Here is a 14,932-nt window from a genome sequence, read left to right on the forward strand (position 1 = left end):
GAAGTTCTCCTTCGATTTTCGGTCAGATGAGAGCCAGGTCGCTCGCGCGAGAGCGCGGACGCAGGATCCACCGAGTCGAGGTGGGGAGTGTGGCCGTTGACACAGCAGCCCCTACCCAGATAAGTTAACTGCAATTCTCGCTAAGTTAATCATCATTCTCGCCGGAAGCAAAGAGGCCCGAGGGTTTCGTTTCGACCGGTGCGGAACTCCCGAGCGGAGAGAGGCTCCATGCTGCGCACCAGATTCACCGAGGCATTCGGTGTCGAGCACCCGATCGTCCAGGGCGGCATGATGTGGGTCGGCCGCGCCCCGCTGGCCGCTGCGGTATCCAACGCGGGCGGGCTCGGCATCATCACCGGCCTCACCCAGCCGACCCCGGCCGAGCTGCGCAACGAAATCGCCAGGACCCGCGACCTCACCGACAAGCCGTTCGGGGTCAACCTCACGATTCTGCCCTCGATCACGCCCCCGCCCTACGCGGAATACCGGCAGGCGATCATCGACAGCGGGGTGAAGATCGTCGAGATCGCGGGCGGCAACCCGGCCACGCACCTGCCCTATTTCAAGGACGCGGGCGTCAAGGTGCTGCACAAGTGCACCAGCGTCAAACACGCGCTCAAGGCGCAACAGGTCGGTGTGGACGGGATCAGCATCGACGGCTTCGAATGTGCCGGGCATCCCGGCGAGAACGACACTCCGGGCCTGGTGCTGATTCCCGCGGCGGCCAGGGAGATCGAGATCCCGATGATCGCCTCGGGCGGTTTCGCGGACGGTCGCGGACTGGTCGCGGCACTGGCGCTCGGCGCGCACGGGGTCAATATGGGCACGCGATTCCTGTGCACCGTCGAGTCGCCGATCGCGCACGTGGTCAAGGAGCAGATCGTCGCCAACACCGAGCTCGACACCAAGCTGATCTTCCGGACCTTGAACAACACCGCGCGGGTCGCGGACAACGCGGTCAGCCGCCAGGTCGTCGAAATCGAGCGCAACGGCGGCACTTTCGACGATGTGCGTGATCTCGTGTCCGGTGCGCGCGGGCGCAAGGTGTACGAGGACGGCGACGTGGATGCCGGTATCTGGAGCGTCGGGCAATGCCAGGGTCTGATCCACGACATCCCCACCTGCGCTGACCTGATCTCGAACATCATGGCCGAGGCGCAGGCCCTGATCACCGAATCGCTGGCGGGTTCGGTCGTGACGGCGGTGGCCTCATGAGCGAGTCGGTCCAGACCACCCTCGCGGGCGGCATACTGCGGATCTGCATCAATCGGCCCGCCCGGCTCAACGCGATCGACCTCGCCACCATGAGCGAATTGGCTGACGTCATCGCAGGCGCCGCGGCCGATTCCACCATCCGGGTGATCGTGCTGACCGGCGAGGGGCGTGCGTTCTGCACGGGCGCCGATCTCGCGGCGGCCGCCGCGTCCGGCGGCAACGAGGCGAGCCCGGAAACGGTGATGGCAGAAGCCGCGCGCATGATCCGCGCGGTCGTCCAAGCGCCCATCCCGGTCATCGCCCAGATCAATGGTCCGGCAGCGGGTGTCGGCGCGTCGCTGGCCCTGGCCGCCGATTTGCACTACGCGGCCGAAAGTACCTATCTCCTACTGCCTTTCACCGCCATCGGGCTGTTGCCCGACGGCGGCGCCACCGCCCTGGTCCCCGCGGGGATGGGTCGCGCCCGCGCGATGGAAATGGCCTTGCTCAGCGACCGGCTGCCCGCACCCGAGGCCGCCGCGGCCGGTCTGATCACCGCGGCCGTGCCCGACGCCGAGCTGACCGAACACGTGTACGCCATCGCCACCCGCCTCGCCGCCGGGCCACGCCGCGCACTGGAGCTGACCAAGGCCGCGGTGAACGCCGCGACCCTGAGCGGACTCGAACCGGCATTCGACCGCGAGACGACGGCCCAGATCGAACTGCTCGTCTCACCCGACTTCTACGAAGGCACCATGGCCATGCTCGGCAAGCGTGCTCCCCGATTCACCGACGCACCGCAAGGAAACGAATGAACCTCGACGTGGAACCGATCCGTTCGCGCCGCAACCACTGGATGAACCAGGTCGCCCTGCAGGCGACGGTCAAACCCGACGCCGCCGCCGTGCGGTTTCGCGGGGTCGACACGAGCTGGCAGCAGCTGCACGAGCGCTCCGAAGCCTTCGCCGACGCGCTCGCCCGCCGCGGTGTCGGTTTCGGTGACCGCGTCCTGGTGTTGATGCTCAACAGCACCGAATACCTCGAGGCGGTCTTCGGGATCAATACCCTGGGCGCCATCGCCGTCCCGGTGAACTTCCGGCTCACCCCACCGGAGATCCTGTACCTGATCGCCGACAGCGGCGCCGAGGCGATCGTGACCGACACCGCCTTGGCACCTCTCGTCGCGGCGGTGCGCGCGCAGACCGGCGCACTGACCACCTGCGTCGTCGTCGGCGGCGAAACCGGTGACGGCACAGAGGGTTATGAGCAACTGCTGGCCGAGGAGGGTGCACCCCATCCCGCGGTCGACGTCAGGGAGGACTCGGCCGCGCTGATCATGTACACCTCGGGGACGACCGGCAGCCCCAAGGGCGCGGTCCTGACCCACACCAATATGCAGGCCCAAGCGCTCACCTGTATCCGCGCGATGCAGTACACCACCGAGGATGTCGCCTTCTGCGCGGCGCCGCTGTTCCACATCGCCGGATTGGGCAGCATCGCACCGTGTTTCGTGCTCGGCACCCTCACCGTGCTGCATCCGCTGCTCGCCTTCGACGCCGGTCAGGTACTCGACGCATGGGAGCGCGAGAAGGCCACCTCGGTGTTCCTGGTACCGGCGCAGTGGCAGATAGTGTGCGCCGATCCGACTGTGCGCGAGCGTGATCTGCGCCTGCGGGTGATCAGTTGGGGCGCGGCCCCGGCCTCTGACACCGTCTTGCAGGCGATGGCCGACACGTTCCCCGACGCCTTGAACATCGCGGTCTTCGGGCAAACCGAGATGTCGCCGATCACCTGTGTCCTCGAGGGCAAGGACGCGATCCGCAAACTCGGCTCCGTGGGGCAGCCGATTCCGACCATCGCCGCCCGCGTCGTCGACGACGAGATGAACGATGTCGCTCCCGGCGAGATCGGCGAGATCGTCTACCGGGGCCCGACCATGATGCGCGAATACTGGAACAAGCCCGAGGCGACCGCCGAAGCGTTCGAAGGCGGCTGGTTCCATTCCGGTGACCTGGTCCGTCGAGACGAAGAGGGATTCGTCTACGTCGTCGACCGGAAGAAGGACATGATCATCTCCGGCGGTGAGAACATCTACTGCGCCGAGGTGGAGAACGTCCTGTTCGCCCACCCCGCCGTGCGCGAAGCCGCGGTCATCGGGCGCGCGGACGACAAGTGGGGTGAGGTCGCCATCGCGGTGGTCGTCGCCGAGCCCGACGCCGAACTCACCCTCGTCGCCCTCGCCCCGCACTTCGACGCCAATCTGGCCAGGTACAAGCATCCCAAGGATCTGATCGTCGTCGACGAGCTGCCGCGCAACGCGGGCGGCAAGGTGATCAAACACTTGCTCCGCAAGGAACACGCCTGAGAGCGATCCCGCAGGAGACCACGACGCCCCGTAGCGCCTCGGCGCTACGGGGCGTCGGTGCGTAGCGGTACGCACCGAAGGCTTCCCTTGAGTTGATTAGTCGAATATCATCTCAATGTATCAAGCCTTCGTGGCTCAGAAGAAGGAGACGCAGGACTATGCGTGAAGTTTCAACGGTGAGCGATCCCGTCATGGTCGACGATCTCGGCGAGGTCCTGACGTGCCGCTACGGCACTGTCGAGGATTTCGATATCGAGCGATTTCTCGACGGGATCGGCGCTTTCGCCGGGGCCGGTGCGAATGTCATTGTGCAGCTGGCGAACCGGCCGGTGGGGTACGGCGTCGTCCAGAGCACCGTCGACTCCGGCCGCGCCGATGTCCATCCGTGGAAGCGGCTGCGCACCACGCTGACCTACATCGCGGTGGCGATGCTGGGTACCGAGGACGACCGGGACGTGTATCGACAGGCCGTCGGTAGCGTCCATCGACGCGTTCGTTCGGCGCCGGGTGCCGAGGTGAAGTACAACGCGTTCGATCCCGAGCTGCAGAAGTGGGTCGCGGTCTGCCTGTGCTGGGGAGTCATGGATACCCACGAACGTCTCTACGGTCCACTGGACAAGGCCACCAAGGAGGTCTTCGTGCAGTACGGGGCCAAGTTCGGCACCGGATTGCAGATGCGGCCCGACATGTGGCCCGCCGACCTGGCGGCTTTCGAAAGCTATTTCGAAGCCGGGCTGGCGAGCATGCAGATCGACGACGTGGTCGCCGAATACCTGCGCAAGCTTGTCGGCTTGCGAAATGTGCCGAGGCCACGCGCTCTTGCCAATTTTCATCGTTTCGCCGTCACCGGTCTGCTGCCCGAGACCATGCGCGCGCAGCTCTACCTTCCGTGGACCGACGCGCAGGAGCGGCGGCATCGGCTGATGTTCCGAGCCATCGGAACCGTCTACGGACGGTTACCCGTCCGCGCGCGGATCGAGCCGTACGCGGCCGTGCTCTGGGACATGCGGCGTCGGCACCGACTCGGCCGCCCCTTGGTCTGAGACCGGCGAGGTTGCGGGCCACCGGCCGACCACATTATGTTCGGGCTCTTGTCAGCTGAGGGGAATGGGATATGGCCGAGTCGATCAGGTTGCTGGCCCGGATTCGCGGGCACGGCGGTGTCGAACGCGAAAACGCCGATGTCCTGAACGGCGCCTTGGCCGCTTTTCTGGACTTCGGGATCAAGCGCACCAGCATGGGCGAGGTGGCCCGCCGCGGCGGGCTGTCCTTGGCGACCCTGTACCGCCGGTTCGGTGGCAAGACCGACGTGGTCCAGGCGGTGGGGCTCTGGCAGGTGCGCCACCTGCTGGAGCAGGCCGACGCCTCGATGCGTCGGCAGGCGGAGGAGGGCGCCAGCGCCGAGGACCAGATTGTCGAACTGTTCGTCGCCTTCGCCCTCGGCCTGCGGGAGAACCCGCTGCTGGACCGCCTGCTCGCCACCGACGCCGCCACCGTGCTGCCCTACCTCACCACCGGTGGGGCGCCGGTGATCGAACTCGGTCGAGACTTCTTGGCCGAGTTCATCACCCGCTTGCAGGAGGCAGGCAAGCTCCCCGCCTACGACCCGCTGCCCGTAGCCGAGTTGGTGGCCCGCACCGCGCTGTCGTTGGTACTGACCAAGCCGACGGTCATCCCGCTCGACGACGAGGTCGCGGCACGCAAGTTCGCCCGCGATCACATCGCCCCCGGATTCCGTCCGCTGGACGTGTGCGCCGCTACCGAAGAGGCCGATACCGAGCCTCGCTAGGCCCCACGCGTGGGGCAGAGAACACCGCTCGCCTCGAGTGGATGTGTCACCGACCGGTGACACATCCACTCGAGGCGCAGCTCACTTACTTGCCGAAGCGGCGTCGACCGCGCGCACCGGCCACGCGCATCGCGTTGCGCATGAATCCGAAGTTCTTCAGGCTGTACGGGTACCAGACCAGTTCGGACTTCTGCGTCGGCAGTGCCGGAGCCGTGATCGCCTGCTTACGGCAGTACTTGCGCACGCCGTCCGCGCCGCCGAAGCGGTACCCGGTGCCGGACTGTCCCCAACCACCGTGGGGGAGCGCGAAGTTGAACAGGTTGATGGTGGCGTCGTTGATGTTCACCGCGCCGACGGTCAAGCGCCGCGCGATCGACTGCCCGCGGGACTTGTTGCCCGTCCACACCGACGCCGACAGTCCGTACTCTGAGTCGTTGGCGAGCTTGATCGCCTCGTTCTCATCGGCGACCTTGATGACCGGGATGGTCGGGCCGAAGGTTTCCTCGGTGATGCACGACATCGAGTGGTCGACGTCGACCAGCACGGTCGGTTCGAAGAAGTTCCCCTCGCCTGTGGCCTTTCCGCCGGTGAGCGCGCGCGCTCCGCCGGCGATCGCGTCGTCGACGTGGCGGGTGACGATGTCGAGCTGGGCCTGGTTGGCGAGCGGGCCGATATCGATGTTTCCGCTGCGATCGTCGCGGCCGATCCTCAGCGACTTGACGTGGGTGACCAGCTTGTCGACGAACGCGTCGTACACCGGAGCTTCGACATAGACCCGCTCCACCGACACGCACAGCTGTCCGGCATTGGTCAGCGCGCCGAAGGCGATGCCGTTGGCCGCACGGTCGAGATCGGCGTCTGCGAGCACGATCGCCGGGTCTTTGCCGCCCATCTCGAGGCTGTAGGGCAGCGTGCGTTCGGCGCACGCGACGGCGATGCGGCGCCCGGTGTTGCCGGAGCCGGTGAACTGGATGAAATCAGCGTTCTCGACCACCGCGGCGCCGGCGGCTCCGGCGCCGGAGACCACCGTGAACACCGGCGGCGCGCCGATCTCGGCCCAGCCGCGGGCGAGCGCGAGCGGGGTCAGCGGGGTCACCTCCGACGGCTTGAGCAGCACGGCGGCACCCGCGGCGAGCGCCGGGACGAGATCGGAGGCAGGCATGGCGAGGGGAAAGTTCCACGGCGTGATGATGCCGACCACCGGATACGGCGTGTAGGTGGTGGTCAACTTCTTGATCCGCATCAGCGGGGTGTGGGGGCTCACGGCGGTGTCGGCGAGAAACTTCGCAGCGTTGCGTGCGTAGTAGCCCAGCAGATCGACAGTGAACGCGACCTCGACCTCGGCCTCCACGCGGGGCTTTCCCGACTCGTCCTGAATCGAATCCGCCAGCTCGTCGGTGTGGTCGAGCACCCAATCCTGCAGCTTGAGCAGCCACTGCTTCCGTCCGGACGCGCTGATCGAAGCCCACCGCGGCTGCGCCTTGCGCAGCGCGGAGGCGGCTGCGGCTACTTCCTCCGGGGTCGACACGGCGACGGTGCCGACGAGTTCTCCGGATGCCGGGTTGCGAACAGCCAGCTCAGTGGCGTCGACGGTGGGTGTTGCGGATTCAGACACATTTTCTCCTGGATAGCCGTATCGGTCTACAGACCACCTTAGACAGAGTGAGATGTTTTGTATATCACTCTGTCACGAGATGGATCATGCTGTTGTTCTGCTGGGTGGGGGAGGGCTCGCCGAAGCGGCATCTGGTGACGCCGGTAGCCGGGACGCCCGTCGAGCTGCCGTTCAGGTGCTGCGACCGCCCGGCGCGGAGCTCTGGCCCTGCCCGCGAAAGGGGAGTAGATCAGTCATGTTCATGGGCTATTTCTCGGGCCTCGCGATATTCGGAAAGGTGGCAGCCGTGATTGACTGCCTTATGTTACCGAGCATTCTCTCGTAAACGAAGAGGAAGTGGGACCGAAATGGTGATCAGGCAACCCGTGGCGGCTTTTGCTGGGTTCGCGGCCCAGCGCGATGGGCGCCACGGCCGACGCCTCGAGTCCGGTGGCGAACGTGCTCGGCGCCGATTTGCCCCACGGCTTCTTCCTGATGGTCAAACGTGCGGGGGCCCTGGTCCCTCAGGTCAAGCTTCTCGACGAGAAGATCTTGGCGCAGGATCACGCCTATGCCGTCCAGTTGGGTGGTGAGTACGTCGATTTCTTCAACGACGGTGAGAACGTCGGCACCTTCCGGAATCCCCCGTCGGGTCAGGCCATCGATGTGCTCGGGCTGCCCGCGCCGCTGGCGGGCCAGGCGTGGTTGGACGGCAGTTTCCCGCTGCCCATCCCGGAATACAACGCGCAGCCGCAGACTTTGACGGTGACCAGGTACCGCCAAGGCCCTTCCGAGTCGACACCACTGCTGTAGCGCAGGCCCGGGCAGGCGGGGGCGCGGTCTCCGTCTGCCCGGACTGGGGGGTAGATGGATCTTCCTTCTACGCGGGACGCGGTGACCTCTCCGCGCGCGCCGAAGGGACATAGCGAATCCCTGACGGCGCGATCGTTGCCGCCATCCGGAGGCCGGTGGCGTAGGAGCGGAACGCGGCCCGATCTCCCGGTCGCGCTCGCACGCCGAGCAGTTCCCTGGTGCGAGGATGCAGCAACTCGCGCACGGCGACGGACGGCAGCAGCCGCGGAACCCAGCTGGTCGGACGTAAGACCTCGGGTGCGAGCGTGCGACCGGCAGGGGTGAGGCGCAGCTCCTGCGCGCAGGTCCGCTCGAAGTAGTCGCCGAAACTCGCCCAGTCCGGTGGCATGGCCCGCGCGGACACCCCGAACCGCAGATACCATTCGCAGCACTCCGCGTACAGGCGTTCGTGGTCGAGATCCGACATCGGCGAGATGAAGGTATTGATCGCGACCACCAGCGTCTCCACGTAGGTCGCGTGCTGAAAGTGGAACACGTCCGGATTCAGCGCGTGGAAGCGCGCGCCCCGGTCGTCGATTCCGCTGATGTGCCCATGAATGTTGACCATGCGGTGTCGCTGGTCCCGTTCGTGGTAGGCCATGTCGATCGTCTGTGAGACGGTCCGCGCCTTGTGATACCACAGCCGCATCGCCATGTGCTCGTCGAGAGCTGTCGCGATGGCCGGGTGCAGAATCTGTAGTCCCACCGCGCGCGGCAACGCGAGCAGGAATCGTCGATCGCCGACGTACCGGCGCAGCAGCGAGGTTCCTCGTTGGCGGTGCATCGATGACTTCCTCAACCGCGCATCCGGCAGTGCGGTGCGGCGGGTAGGGGAAGTGGTGTGGTCATCGTTGACCCCGTTCGAATACTGGCGGCTACCTGAGCGACGCTGAGAGAATGACTCTTGAAGTCTCTCATTGCCTCGAACGTCTGTCAACGGTTGATCGGCCTTCATGTAGGCGTGAAGAATCAACCTCCCGTGGGTCGTGAAAACTGTTGTTACACAAGGCATATGGCGATCAGTACGTGCTGGTAGTAGTGATATTTGCTAAGTCGAATCCCGTTGAGGGGTTGGCTGTTGGTTGACCCATCGGAAGAATGCTGATTAACATCACGCTTGTTCTCGGGGTGGTCTCCCCCCGTGCTGAGGGGCTATACGGCCCGTGTTCTGCGACGCGGTGCCGCCGATTCCCGGAAATCTCGCGCGGTTCATTCCGGCCCGGCGCTCCGCGAGTTCGTTCGCGCCGGGCCCGGACTACGATCTCGACGCGGTGTTCACCGAAGCGTTCGCCTGCGCCGACGCCGCGTTGCGCGGGCTCGGACTGCCGTGGCCGGTCGTCCACGTCAGCGGGCGCGTCCGCGGCGCGTCGGCACTGCCGCCCGGCGACCTGATGGAAGGTCTTGCCGCACAGGATCATCTGCTCGAAGCCCAGGCCTCCGTCGTGTTCAGCGCACCGGTCGCCGACGACGACACGAATGATCGACGACGCCCGCCACGCGCTGCTGGCCGGGGGCGCGAAGGTCGACGCTCTCTATCAGGGCGCGCACGGATGATCACCGTGCCCGCCGAGAAGGGGAAATGAAATATGCAACCGACAATGCCGTCGAACGTCGAGCGCGGGCAGCGAGGACAGTGCGCGCGTGTGCTGGCCGACGCGTTCACCGACGCCGCGATCTGGAACGAACTCCGTCCGCGCTCCATGCGTCGGGCGGGATCGGCCCTCTTGGCCTCGGTCGCGTCGACCCCGGGCGATCGCGCGGTCCTGCGATGATCGAACGGTTCGCCACGATCGCGATCCGGACGCCGAAACTGGTTCTTGCCGTAGCGGGTATCGCGTTCGTGCTGTTCGGTCTGCTCGGCGCGCAGGTCACCGACCGCTTGTCGGCGGGCGGGTTTCTCGATCCCGACGCGGAGTCCTCGCAGGCTGAGCAAGCATTGGCTCGCAACTTCGACATCGCGGGAATGCAGCTGATCTTCGCTGTCGAAGCACCCGGTGATGTACTCACCGGCGCCGGGGCCGATCGCGCGAACGACATCGTGGACGATCTGCGCATCGACGACCGGGTGTTGTCGGTCGACTCGCCGTGGACCGACCCGAACAGCCGTGCCCGGTTGACCGACCGGGACGGACACGTCGGACTGATCGTGGCGGGTCTGGCCGGCGACGACGACCAGGCGCAGAAGACCGCGGCCGACCTGGCCACCCGATTTACCGGGTCCACGGGCGAGATCACCGTCACCGCGGGCGGACAGGCGATGGCGTTCCAGGAGATCAACGAAGGCGCCGAGCACGACCTCGTGTTGGCGGAATCGATCGCGATCCCGCTGACATTTCTGCTGCTGATCTGGTTCCTGCGCAGTGTGGTCGCCGCGGCGATTCCGATCGCGGCGGGAGTGCTGGCCATCGTCGCGACCACCGCGGTGCTGTTCGTGCTGACCTTCGTCATCGACCTGTCGGTCTTCGCGCTCAACATCACCACCGCCCTCGGGCTGGCGCTGGCGATCGACTACTCACTACTGATCATCGGGCGGTTCCGCGAGGAGATCGCTCGTGGTCACGACCAGCACACCGCGATCGCGCTGGCCATGCGCCGCGGTGGGCGGGCCGTGCTGTTCTCCGGGGTGACGGTGGCGATCGCGCTGATCGGAATGTCGTTCTTCCCGATGAACTTTCTGCGTTCCATCGGGTACGCGGGTGTGGCCGTGGTCGCGCTGTCGGTCGTGCTGGCGCTGACGTGTGTGCCCGCCCTGCTCGCACTCCTCGGTGAGCGGATCACCCGAAAGCCGTTGCGAGAGGCGGCCGCGGTCGAGTCGATGTTCCTGTACCGACTGGCGGTGGCGGTGCAGAAGCACCCCGTTCTCATCGCGCTGCCGGTGCTGGGAATTCTGCTGATCGCCGGTGCGCCGGTCCTGGGACTCCAGGTCGGGTTGCCCGACGATCGAGTCCTGCCCGCCGCCGCGCAGGCACGCCAGGTCGGTGACACGATCCGAGAACAGTTCGACGGCAATGCCACCGGCACCGTCCACATCATCGTCCACCGCGAAGGTGGCGACGCTGCGACGGCCGAGTACGCGGCCGCACTGTCTCGGGTGCGCGATGTGGATGTGGTGCTCGCGCCGTCGGGGACCTATACGGGCGGCCAACCGGTGGGGCCCGGCGATCCCGGCGCTGCACGCGCCGACAGTACCCATCTGACGATCGCCACTTCGCTCGATCCGTACTCACCTGCCGCCGCACGCCAACTCGACGAGCTCGGTGCGGTCGCGCCACCCGGCGACGCGGTGTTCGGCGGTTTGGCTCAGCAGAAGCGCGACACGGCAGCGGGGATCGCGGCTGCCTTCCCGAAAGCCCTGGTCTGGATCGCTGTCACCACGTTCATCCTGCTGATGTTGCTGACCGGCAGCCTCCTGCTGCCGTTGAAGGCGCTGGCGCTCAACGTCCTCTCGCTCATGGCGACCTTCGGTGCGTTGGTCTGGGTGTTCCAGTCGGGACACCTCGGTGGATTCGGCACCGAGATCACCGGTTTCACCGTCGCCACGGTCCCTGTTCTGCTGTTCTGTGTGGCGTTCGGGCTGTCGATGGACTACGAGGTCTTCTTGCTCGCGCGCTTCACCGAGGAATGGGAGAGCTCCGGGCACACCAGGGCCGACAATGATCGGGCAGTCGCGGTCGGGCTCGCCCGTTCCGGGCAGGTGGTGACGGCGGCGGCGGCGATGATGATCGTGATCTTCGCGGCGATCGCGACGAGCGGAGTCACCATCATGCGCATGCTCGGCGTCGGATTGACGCTGGCTGTGCTGGTGGACGCCACGTTGATCCGCATGATTCTGGTCCCCGCCTTCATGCGATTGGCGGGCACCTGGAACTGGTGGGTACCGCGCGGGGCGCGGCCGTTCCTCGAGAAGGTTCGGCTGCGCGAATAGTGTCGATCGCCCAGGTAGCGTCGGCCCCCTGCTCCTGCGCTACCTGGGCGCGATCCGTCTCGAAAGAGGGTCAGGCGCTCAGCGCCTGCCAGATCATCACGGCCGTCGCGGCGTCCATCACCAAGTGCGGGAACAATGCCCGGGCCGGTCGCCGATGGGCGATCTGCCACGTCAGTGCGCCGAGCGTGACGACGGCGTCGAGGGTGAAGATCGCCACGAATGCCCAGCCGAGCAGCGGGACCGGCAGCTGGTTCTCCGCTCCACCGTGGACATGGTGCTGGTGCTGCTGCTGCCCGAGGGTCGCGTAGAGCATCGCGAACGCGGCCACACAGTGGTAGATCGCGGCTCCGACGTCGTCGGTGCGGCGACCGATCGCGACCACGACCCAGACCGACATCGCGATCGCCAGCGCCGAGAAGACGGCACGCCAGACCGTGGCGGGCAGGTCACCACCTGCCGGCGTCCACATCACCGCCATCGCGACGAGCATGACGACATGGGCGAGTTCGGTTGCCCGACCGCCGTATCGACTGTTCGTCGGCGTGCCGGAACGGGCGTCGACCGCCGCGACGAGCGCGGCGGTCGAACACAGGCCGATCGCGATCCAGCCCACCGGTCCGGGTAGTGCGTGGTTCACCGCGCTCAGACGGGGCTGACGCGCACGACGTGGCGTCCGCCGAGGTCCACTTCGATCACCGCGGTACCGTCGGCATCCGCGATCACCGCGGCCTCGACGGCGCCGGTGAGTTGATAGGAGCGCTCGGGAATCAGTCGTTGCAGTCCGAGCCGAACGCGCCGCGGGCCGTCGCCCGGCCGCAGCACCAGATCGAGGGCGGTGCCGTCGGTCACCGCCTTGGCGACCAGGACATCCGGGTAGGCGGCATCGCTGAGTATCGGACCGGTCCGCCACTGCTGTGGGATTTCGCCCCGGATCAGGTCGCGCAGGCCGTCCGGGCGGGCGAAGCGCGCCAGGACGTGATGTGCGTTGGTGACCGTCGACGCGCCGGCGTAGCGTTGGGCGCCCGCTCGGTCGATGAGCCGATTATGTTCTGCCAGAGACTGATTCAGTGCGTCGGCGAGGTCGGTCTCGCCCATCTCGGCAGCCGCGGTCGCGACGAACACCCGGGTCATCCCGTCGCCGTTGACCACGTTGTAGTTGCCCAGGTCCACGCGGGATCGAGCCGAACCGCGCAACTGCACTTCGGTGCCGTCGAACCGAATGAAGCGCTGCCGGATGGTGTTCCAGGTATCACGGGCCAGATCGGGCATGGTCGCGTTGAGCCAGGCCACCATGCCCGCGTCGTAGGCGAGTACCGGTGCGCTGATGGTGAGCTTGGGACCGAGCTTGCCCGGGATGAACCGGCCCTTGCGTGTGCGCCAGCCGTCGTGGAGGTAGCTGTGCCGGATCCGGTCGACCAGGTCGCCGGTGAGTTCGGTGCCGTGCAGCCGGTCGTGCATCACCAGCGTGTTGAACGCGAAGGCATTGCAGATCGGATAGATGAGGTGCGGCTCGCATGGGTATTGCGGACAGTCCTTGCGTACCAGCATGTTCGTACGAATCGCGCGGGTGAGCCGTTCGAAGTCGTAGTCGTGCACCCGGGACTTGCTCCACCGCAGGCGCAGTGAACCGGGCTGGTCGAAAGTGGTGTCGGCGTTGAGAGTTTCGTAGAGGCCGAGCATCACCCCGAAATAGCCGGTGTACATGACATTGGCATGGCGGATCGGGTCGGTGTTGAGCCGGGCGTATCCCAACAGACTCTCCGTCGCCCAGTAGGACCACACGCGCTTGTCGCACATCTTCACGATGGCATTGCGCTGGGCTTCGGCGAGATAGCCGGTAAAGGCCGGGGTGCGCGTGTACTGGGCCATCGCGAGTCCGTAGCCGATGAAGTTGAGCTGGTAGCGCAGTGCGCTGGCCGCGATCTGCTCGATCCGGTCGAACCCGTCGAAACGGTCGAGCGGTTGCAGGGCCAGATCCAGCACGAAGCGCTGGAATGCCAGGTCCTCCGGACTGGATTCGGTCACCGTGGGCATCGTGATCGCGTCGCTCATCGCGCCGCCTCCGTTCGTTGAGCCGGCCCTCGGCGCCGCGCGGGGGGAGCGAAACTCGCGGTTTCGGTCTCCGTGGCCGGACGACGGCGCAGGCGCCGGAATCCTGCGACGAGGTAGTTCGCCAACAGACAGCAGGGCATCGCTACCTCGTCAACGCCGCGTCGCGTGGACAGCGGGATCGGGCCGGGCCATCGGTGAACTCCTGTGTTCCGCCGCAGCGGGCCGATTCTGTCCGGCCCGCCTCGCACCATTGTGGTGTGACGCGACACCACAATGGTGTGGTGTCAGCGTGCACCAGAAATGACGGATGGTCAAGAGTGCTCAGTGCGCAGGTGCCCGCCGTCGACGCGGTCGGCTCAGTGATCAGTTGCTGCCGGGCACCTGCGTGCGATGTCGTCGCGCCACTGCGTCGAATCGCGCACGTACCACGCGGCGCTGTCACCGTCGAAGCTCACGCTGACCAGCGGGCGCCCGATCGATTTTCCGGCGTGGGAGCGCACGAGATCCACCGACGTGATCGAGGCGAGCGGAATCTCCAGTGCGTCATCCGAGCCCGCTCGGCGAAACCACAGGCGCGTCTCGGTCAGTACAAGCGCGCCGTTGCCGCGCACCTGCCGCCCACCCTTCGAGCCTCGCCCGAAGTAGTTGGCGACAGGGTCGCTGCGCACGGCTTCGCCGGGGGTGAAGTTCTCCGCGATGGCTGCTTCGGCCGTCCGGCGGATCGCGCGAAGGATGAGTCGGGTGACGAGCATGATGACCGCGAGTGCCACGGCCACGATGACGAGGACCATGGAGACGATCCAGCCGACAGTCATGGAAGCAGTGTAGTGCTGCCTCGCTCAGGGCTAGATCGAGTTGGGCCGGGCACAGATTCGTGCCCTGACCCGGCGGCGAACTGCTCTAGCGGGGGTCCTCTGATCTTCGTCCTCGTCAGTCGGCTGACGCCACGTCGGAGGGTCGACGACGGTCGGTCGTGTATCGGCCGGTGGCCACGTCGTCCATCCGGCAGCGGCTGCATGTTCTGCGACGGATCTTCCCCAGTTCCACATCTTTCGCTCCTCCCCAGAGCTCATATGGATCTCGACCAGGCTATCTGGGGAGTGCTGTGGTGCGCTAACGATTTTCGGGGTGGGGAGAACTGGTTGACGCCACCTTCGGTGC

14 protein-coding genes are annotated in these 14,932 nt (G+C 66.4%); 9 read left to right on the forward strand and 5 right to left on the reverse strand.

Annotated features, from left to right (window positions below; all coding sequences use genetic code 11):
- Positions 1-228 precede the first annotated feature (228 nt).
- The 5 genes from NS1_RS01670 to NS1_RS01690 all read left to right on the forward strand — a co-directional run bounded on the left by NS1_RS01670 (position 229) and on the right by NS1_RS01690 (position 5,348).
- Positions 229-1,215 (forward strand): NAD(P)H-dependent flavin oxidoreductase, encoded by a 987-nt coding sequence (locus NS1_RS01670; RefSeq protein WP_062980841.1) that lies wholly within the window; start codon positions 229-231, stop codon positions 1,213-1,215.
- On the forward strand, positions 1,212-2,009 hold the full coding sequence (locus tag NS1_RS01675) for an enoyl-CoA hydratase (protein ID WP_062980843.1): 798 nt from the start codon (positions 1,212-1,214) through the stop codon (positions 2,007-2,009). The genes NS1_RS01670 and NS1_RS01675 overlap by 4 nt, the downstream gene beginning before the upstream one ends.
- A complete protein-coding gene (fadD5, locus tag NS1_RS01680; RefSeq protein ID WP_062980845.1) occupies positions 2,006-3,559 on the forward strand; it encodes a fatty-acid--CoA ligase FadD5 in 1,554 nt (517 codons plus the stop codon). The genes NS1_RS01675 and fadD5 overlap by 4 nt, the downstream gene beginning before the upstream one ends.
- Before the next feature lie 158 nt (positions 3,560-3,717).
- A complete protein-coding gene (locus tag NS1_RS01685; RefSeq protein ID WP_255284370.1) occupies positions 3,718-4,602 on the forward strand; it encodes an oxygenase MpaB family protein in 885 nt (294 codons plus the stop codon).
- Positions 4,603-4,673: 71 nt separating this feature from the next.
- Positions 4,674-5,348, forward strand: coding sequence for a TetR/AcrR family transcriptional regulator (locus NS1_RS01690; protein ID WP_062980847.1), 675 nt, complete (start codon positions 4,674-4,676; stop codon positions 5,346-5,348).
- Between the two features lie 85 nt (positions 5,349-5,433).
- Here the strand turns inward: NS1_RS01690 and NS1_RS01695 are convergent, their stop codons facing one another.
- Positions 5,434-6,963: an aldehyde dehydrogenase family protein gene (locus NS1_RS01695; protein WP_056820338.1), complete on the reverse strand. Its 1,530-nt coding sequence runs from the start codon at positions 6,961-6,963 to the stop codon at positions 5,434-5,436.
- A 399-nt stretch (positions 6,964-7,362) separates the two neighbouring features.
- On the opposite strand from NS1_RS01695, the gene NS1_RS01700 reads away from it, so the two are divergent.
- The gene (locus tag NS1_RS01700) at positions 7,363-7,755 is read left to right on the forward strand and encodes a hypothetical protein (RefSeq protein ID WP_157125057.1); all 393 of its coding nucleotides are present in this window, start codon (positions 7,363-7,365) and stop codon (positions 7,753-7,755) included.
- 67 nt (positions 7,756-7,822) lie between these two features.
- Here the strand turns inward: NS1_RS01700 and NS1_RS01705 are convergent, their stop codons facing one another.
- A complete protein-coding gene (locus NS1_RS01705; protein WP_062980851.1) occupies positions 7,823-8,578 on the reverse strand; it encodes an oxygenase MpaB family protein in 756 nt (251 codons plus the stop codon).
- A 379-nt stretch (positions 8,579-8,957) separates the two neighbouring features.
- Here NS1_RS01705 and NS1_RS01710 point away from each other — a divergent pair, with 379 nt between their 5' ends.
- The 3 genes from NS1_RS01710 to NS1_RS01715 are packed head-to-tail and all read left to right on the forward strand — an operon-like array spanning position 8,958 to position 11,719.
- On the forward strand, positions 8,958-9,377 hold the full coding sequence (locus NS1_RS01710; RefSeq protein WP_062980854.1) for a hypothetical protein: 420 nt from the start codon (positions 8,958-8,960) through the stop codon (positions 9,375-9,377).
- Between the two features lie 3 nt (positions 9,378-9,380).
- A complete protein-coding gene (locus tag NS1_RS40720; RefSeq protein ID WP_169812732.1) occupies positions 9,381-9,566 on the forward strand; it encodes a hypothetical protein in 186 nt (61 codons plus the stop codon).
- Positions 9,563-11,719, forward strand: coding sequence for an MMPL family transporter (locus NS1_RS01715; RefSeq protein ID WP_062980856.1), 2,157 nt, complete (start codon positions 9,563-9,565; stop codon positions 11,717-11,719). The genes NS1_RS40720 and NS1_RS01715 overlap by 4 nt, the downstream gene beginning before the upstream one ends.
- Before the next feature lie 70 nt (positions 11,720-11,789).
- Here NS1_RS01715 and NS1_RS01720 read toward each other — a convergent pair whose 3' ends face one another.
- From NS1_RS01720 to NS1_RS01730, 3 genes are all read right to left on the reverse strand, one after another.
- The gene (locus NS1_RS01720) at positions 11,790-12,356 is read right to left on the reverse strand and encodes a DUF5134 domain-containing protein (RefSeq protein ID WP_062980858.1); all 567 of its coding nucleotides are present in this window, start codon (positions 12,354-12,356) and stop codon (positions 11,790-11,792) included.
- Between the two features lie 5 nt (positions 12,357-12,361).
- Positions 12,362-13,771 (reverse strand): linalool dehydratase/isomerase domain-containing protein, encoded by a 1,410-nt coding sequence (locus NS1_RS01725; protein ID WP_062980860.1) that lies wholly within the window; start codon positions 13,769-13,771, stop codon positions 12,362-12,364.
- 356 nt (positions 13,772-14,127) lie between these two features.
- The gene (locus NS1_RS01730) at positions 14,128-14,586 is read right to left on the reverse strand and encodes a hypothetical protein (RefSeq protein WP_062980862.1); all 459 of its coding nucleotides are present in this window, start codon (positions 14,584-14,586) and stop codon (positions 14,128-14,130) included.
- Positions 14,587-14,932: the final 346 nt, after the last annotated feature.

Origin of the sequence: Nocardia salmonicida NBRC 13393 (assembly GCF_001613085.1) — a bacterium.
Taxonomy (GTDB): Bacteria; Actinomycetota; Actinomycetes; order Mycobacteriales; family Mycobacteriaceae; genus Nocardia; species Nocardia salmonicida.

Excerpts from the sequence above, each read along its gene's own strand:
- NS1_RS01670 (WP_062980841.1), top strand. The coding sequence starts at position 229 with ATGCTGCGCACCAGATTCACCGAGGCATTCGGTGTCGAGCACCCGATC.
- NS1_RS01675 (WP_062980843.1), top strand. The coding sequence starts at position 1,212 with ATGAGCGAGTCGGTCCAGACCACCCTCGCGGGCGGCATACTGCGGATC.
- fadD5 (WP_062980845.1), top strand. The coding sequence starts at position 2,006 with ATGAACCTCGACGTGGAACCGATCCGTTCGCGCCGCAACCACTGGATG.
- NS1_RS01685 (WP_255284370.1), top strand. The coding sequence starts at position 3,718 with ATGCGTGAAGTTTCAACGGTGAGCGATCCCGTCATGGTCGACGATCTC.
- NS1_RS01690 (WP_062980847.1), top strand. The coding sequence starts at position 4,674 with ATGGCCGAGTCGATCAGGTTGCTGGCCCGGATTCGCGGGCACGGCGGT.
- NS1_RS01700 (WP_157125057.1), top strand. The coding sequence starts at position 7,363 with ATGGGCGCCACGGCCGACGCCTCGAGTCCGGTGGCGAACGTGCTCGGC.
- NS1_RS01705 (WP_062980851.1), bottom strand. The coding sequence starts at position 8,578 with ATGCACCGCCAACGAGGAACCTCGCTGCTGCGCCGGTACGTCGGCGAT.
- NS1_RS40720 (WP_169812732.1), top strand. The coding sequence starts at position 9,381 with ATGCAACCGACAATGCCGTCGAACGTCGAGCGCGGGCAGCGAGGACAG.
- NS1_RS01715 (WP_062980856.1), top strand. The coding sequence starts at position 9,563 with ATGATCGAACGGTTCGCCACGATCGCGATCCGGACGCCGAAACTGGTT.
- NS1_RS01725 (WP_062980860.1), bottom strand. The coding sequence starts at position 13,771 with ATGAGCGACGCGATCACGATGCCCACGGTGACCGAATCCAGTCCGGAG.
- NS1_RS01730 (WP_062980862.1), bottom strand. The coding sequence starts at position 14,586 with ATGACTGTCGGCTGGATCGTCTCCATGGTCCTCGTCATCGTGGCCGTG.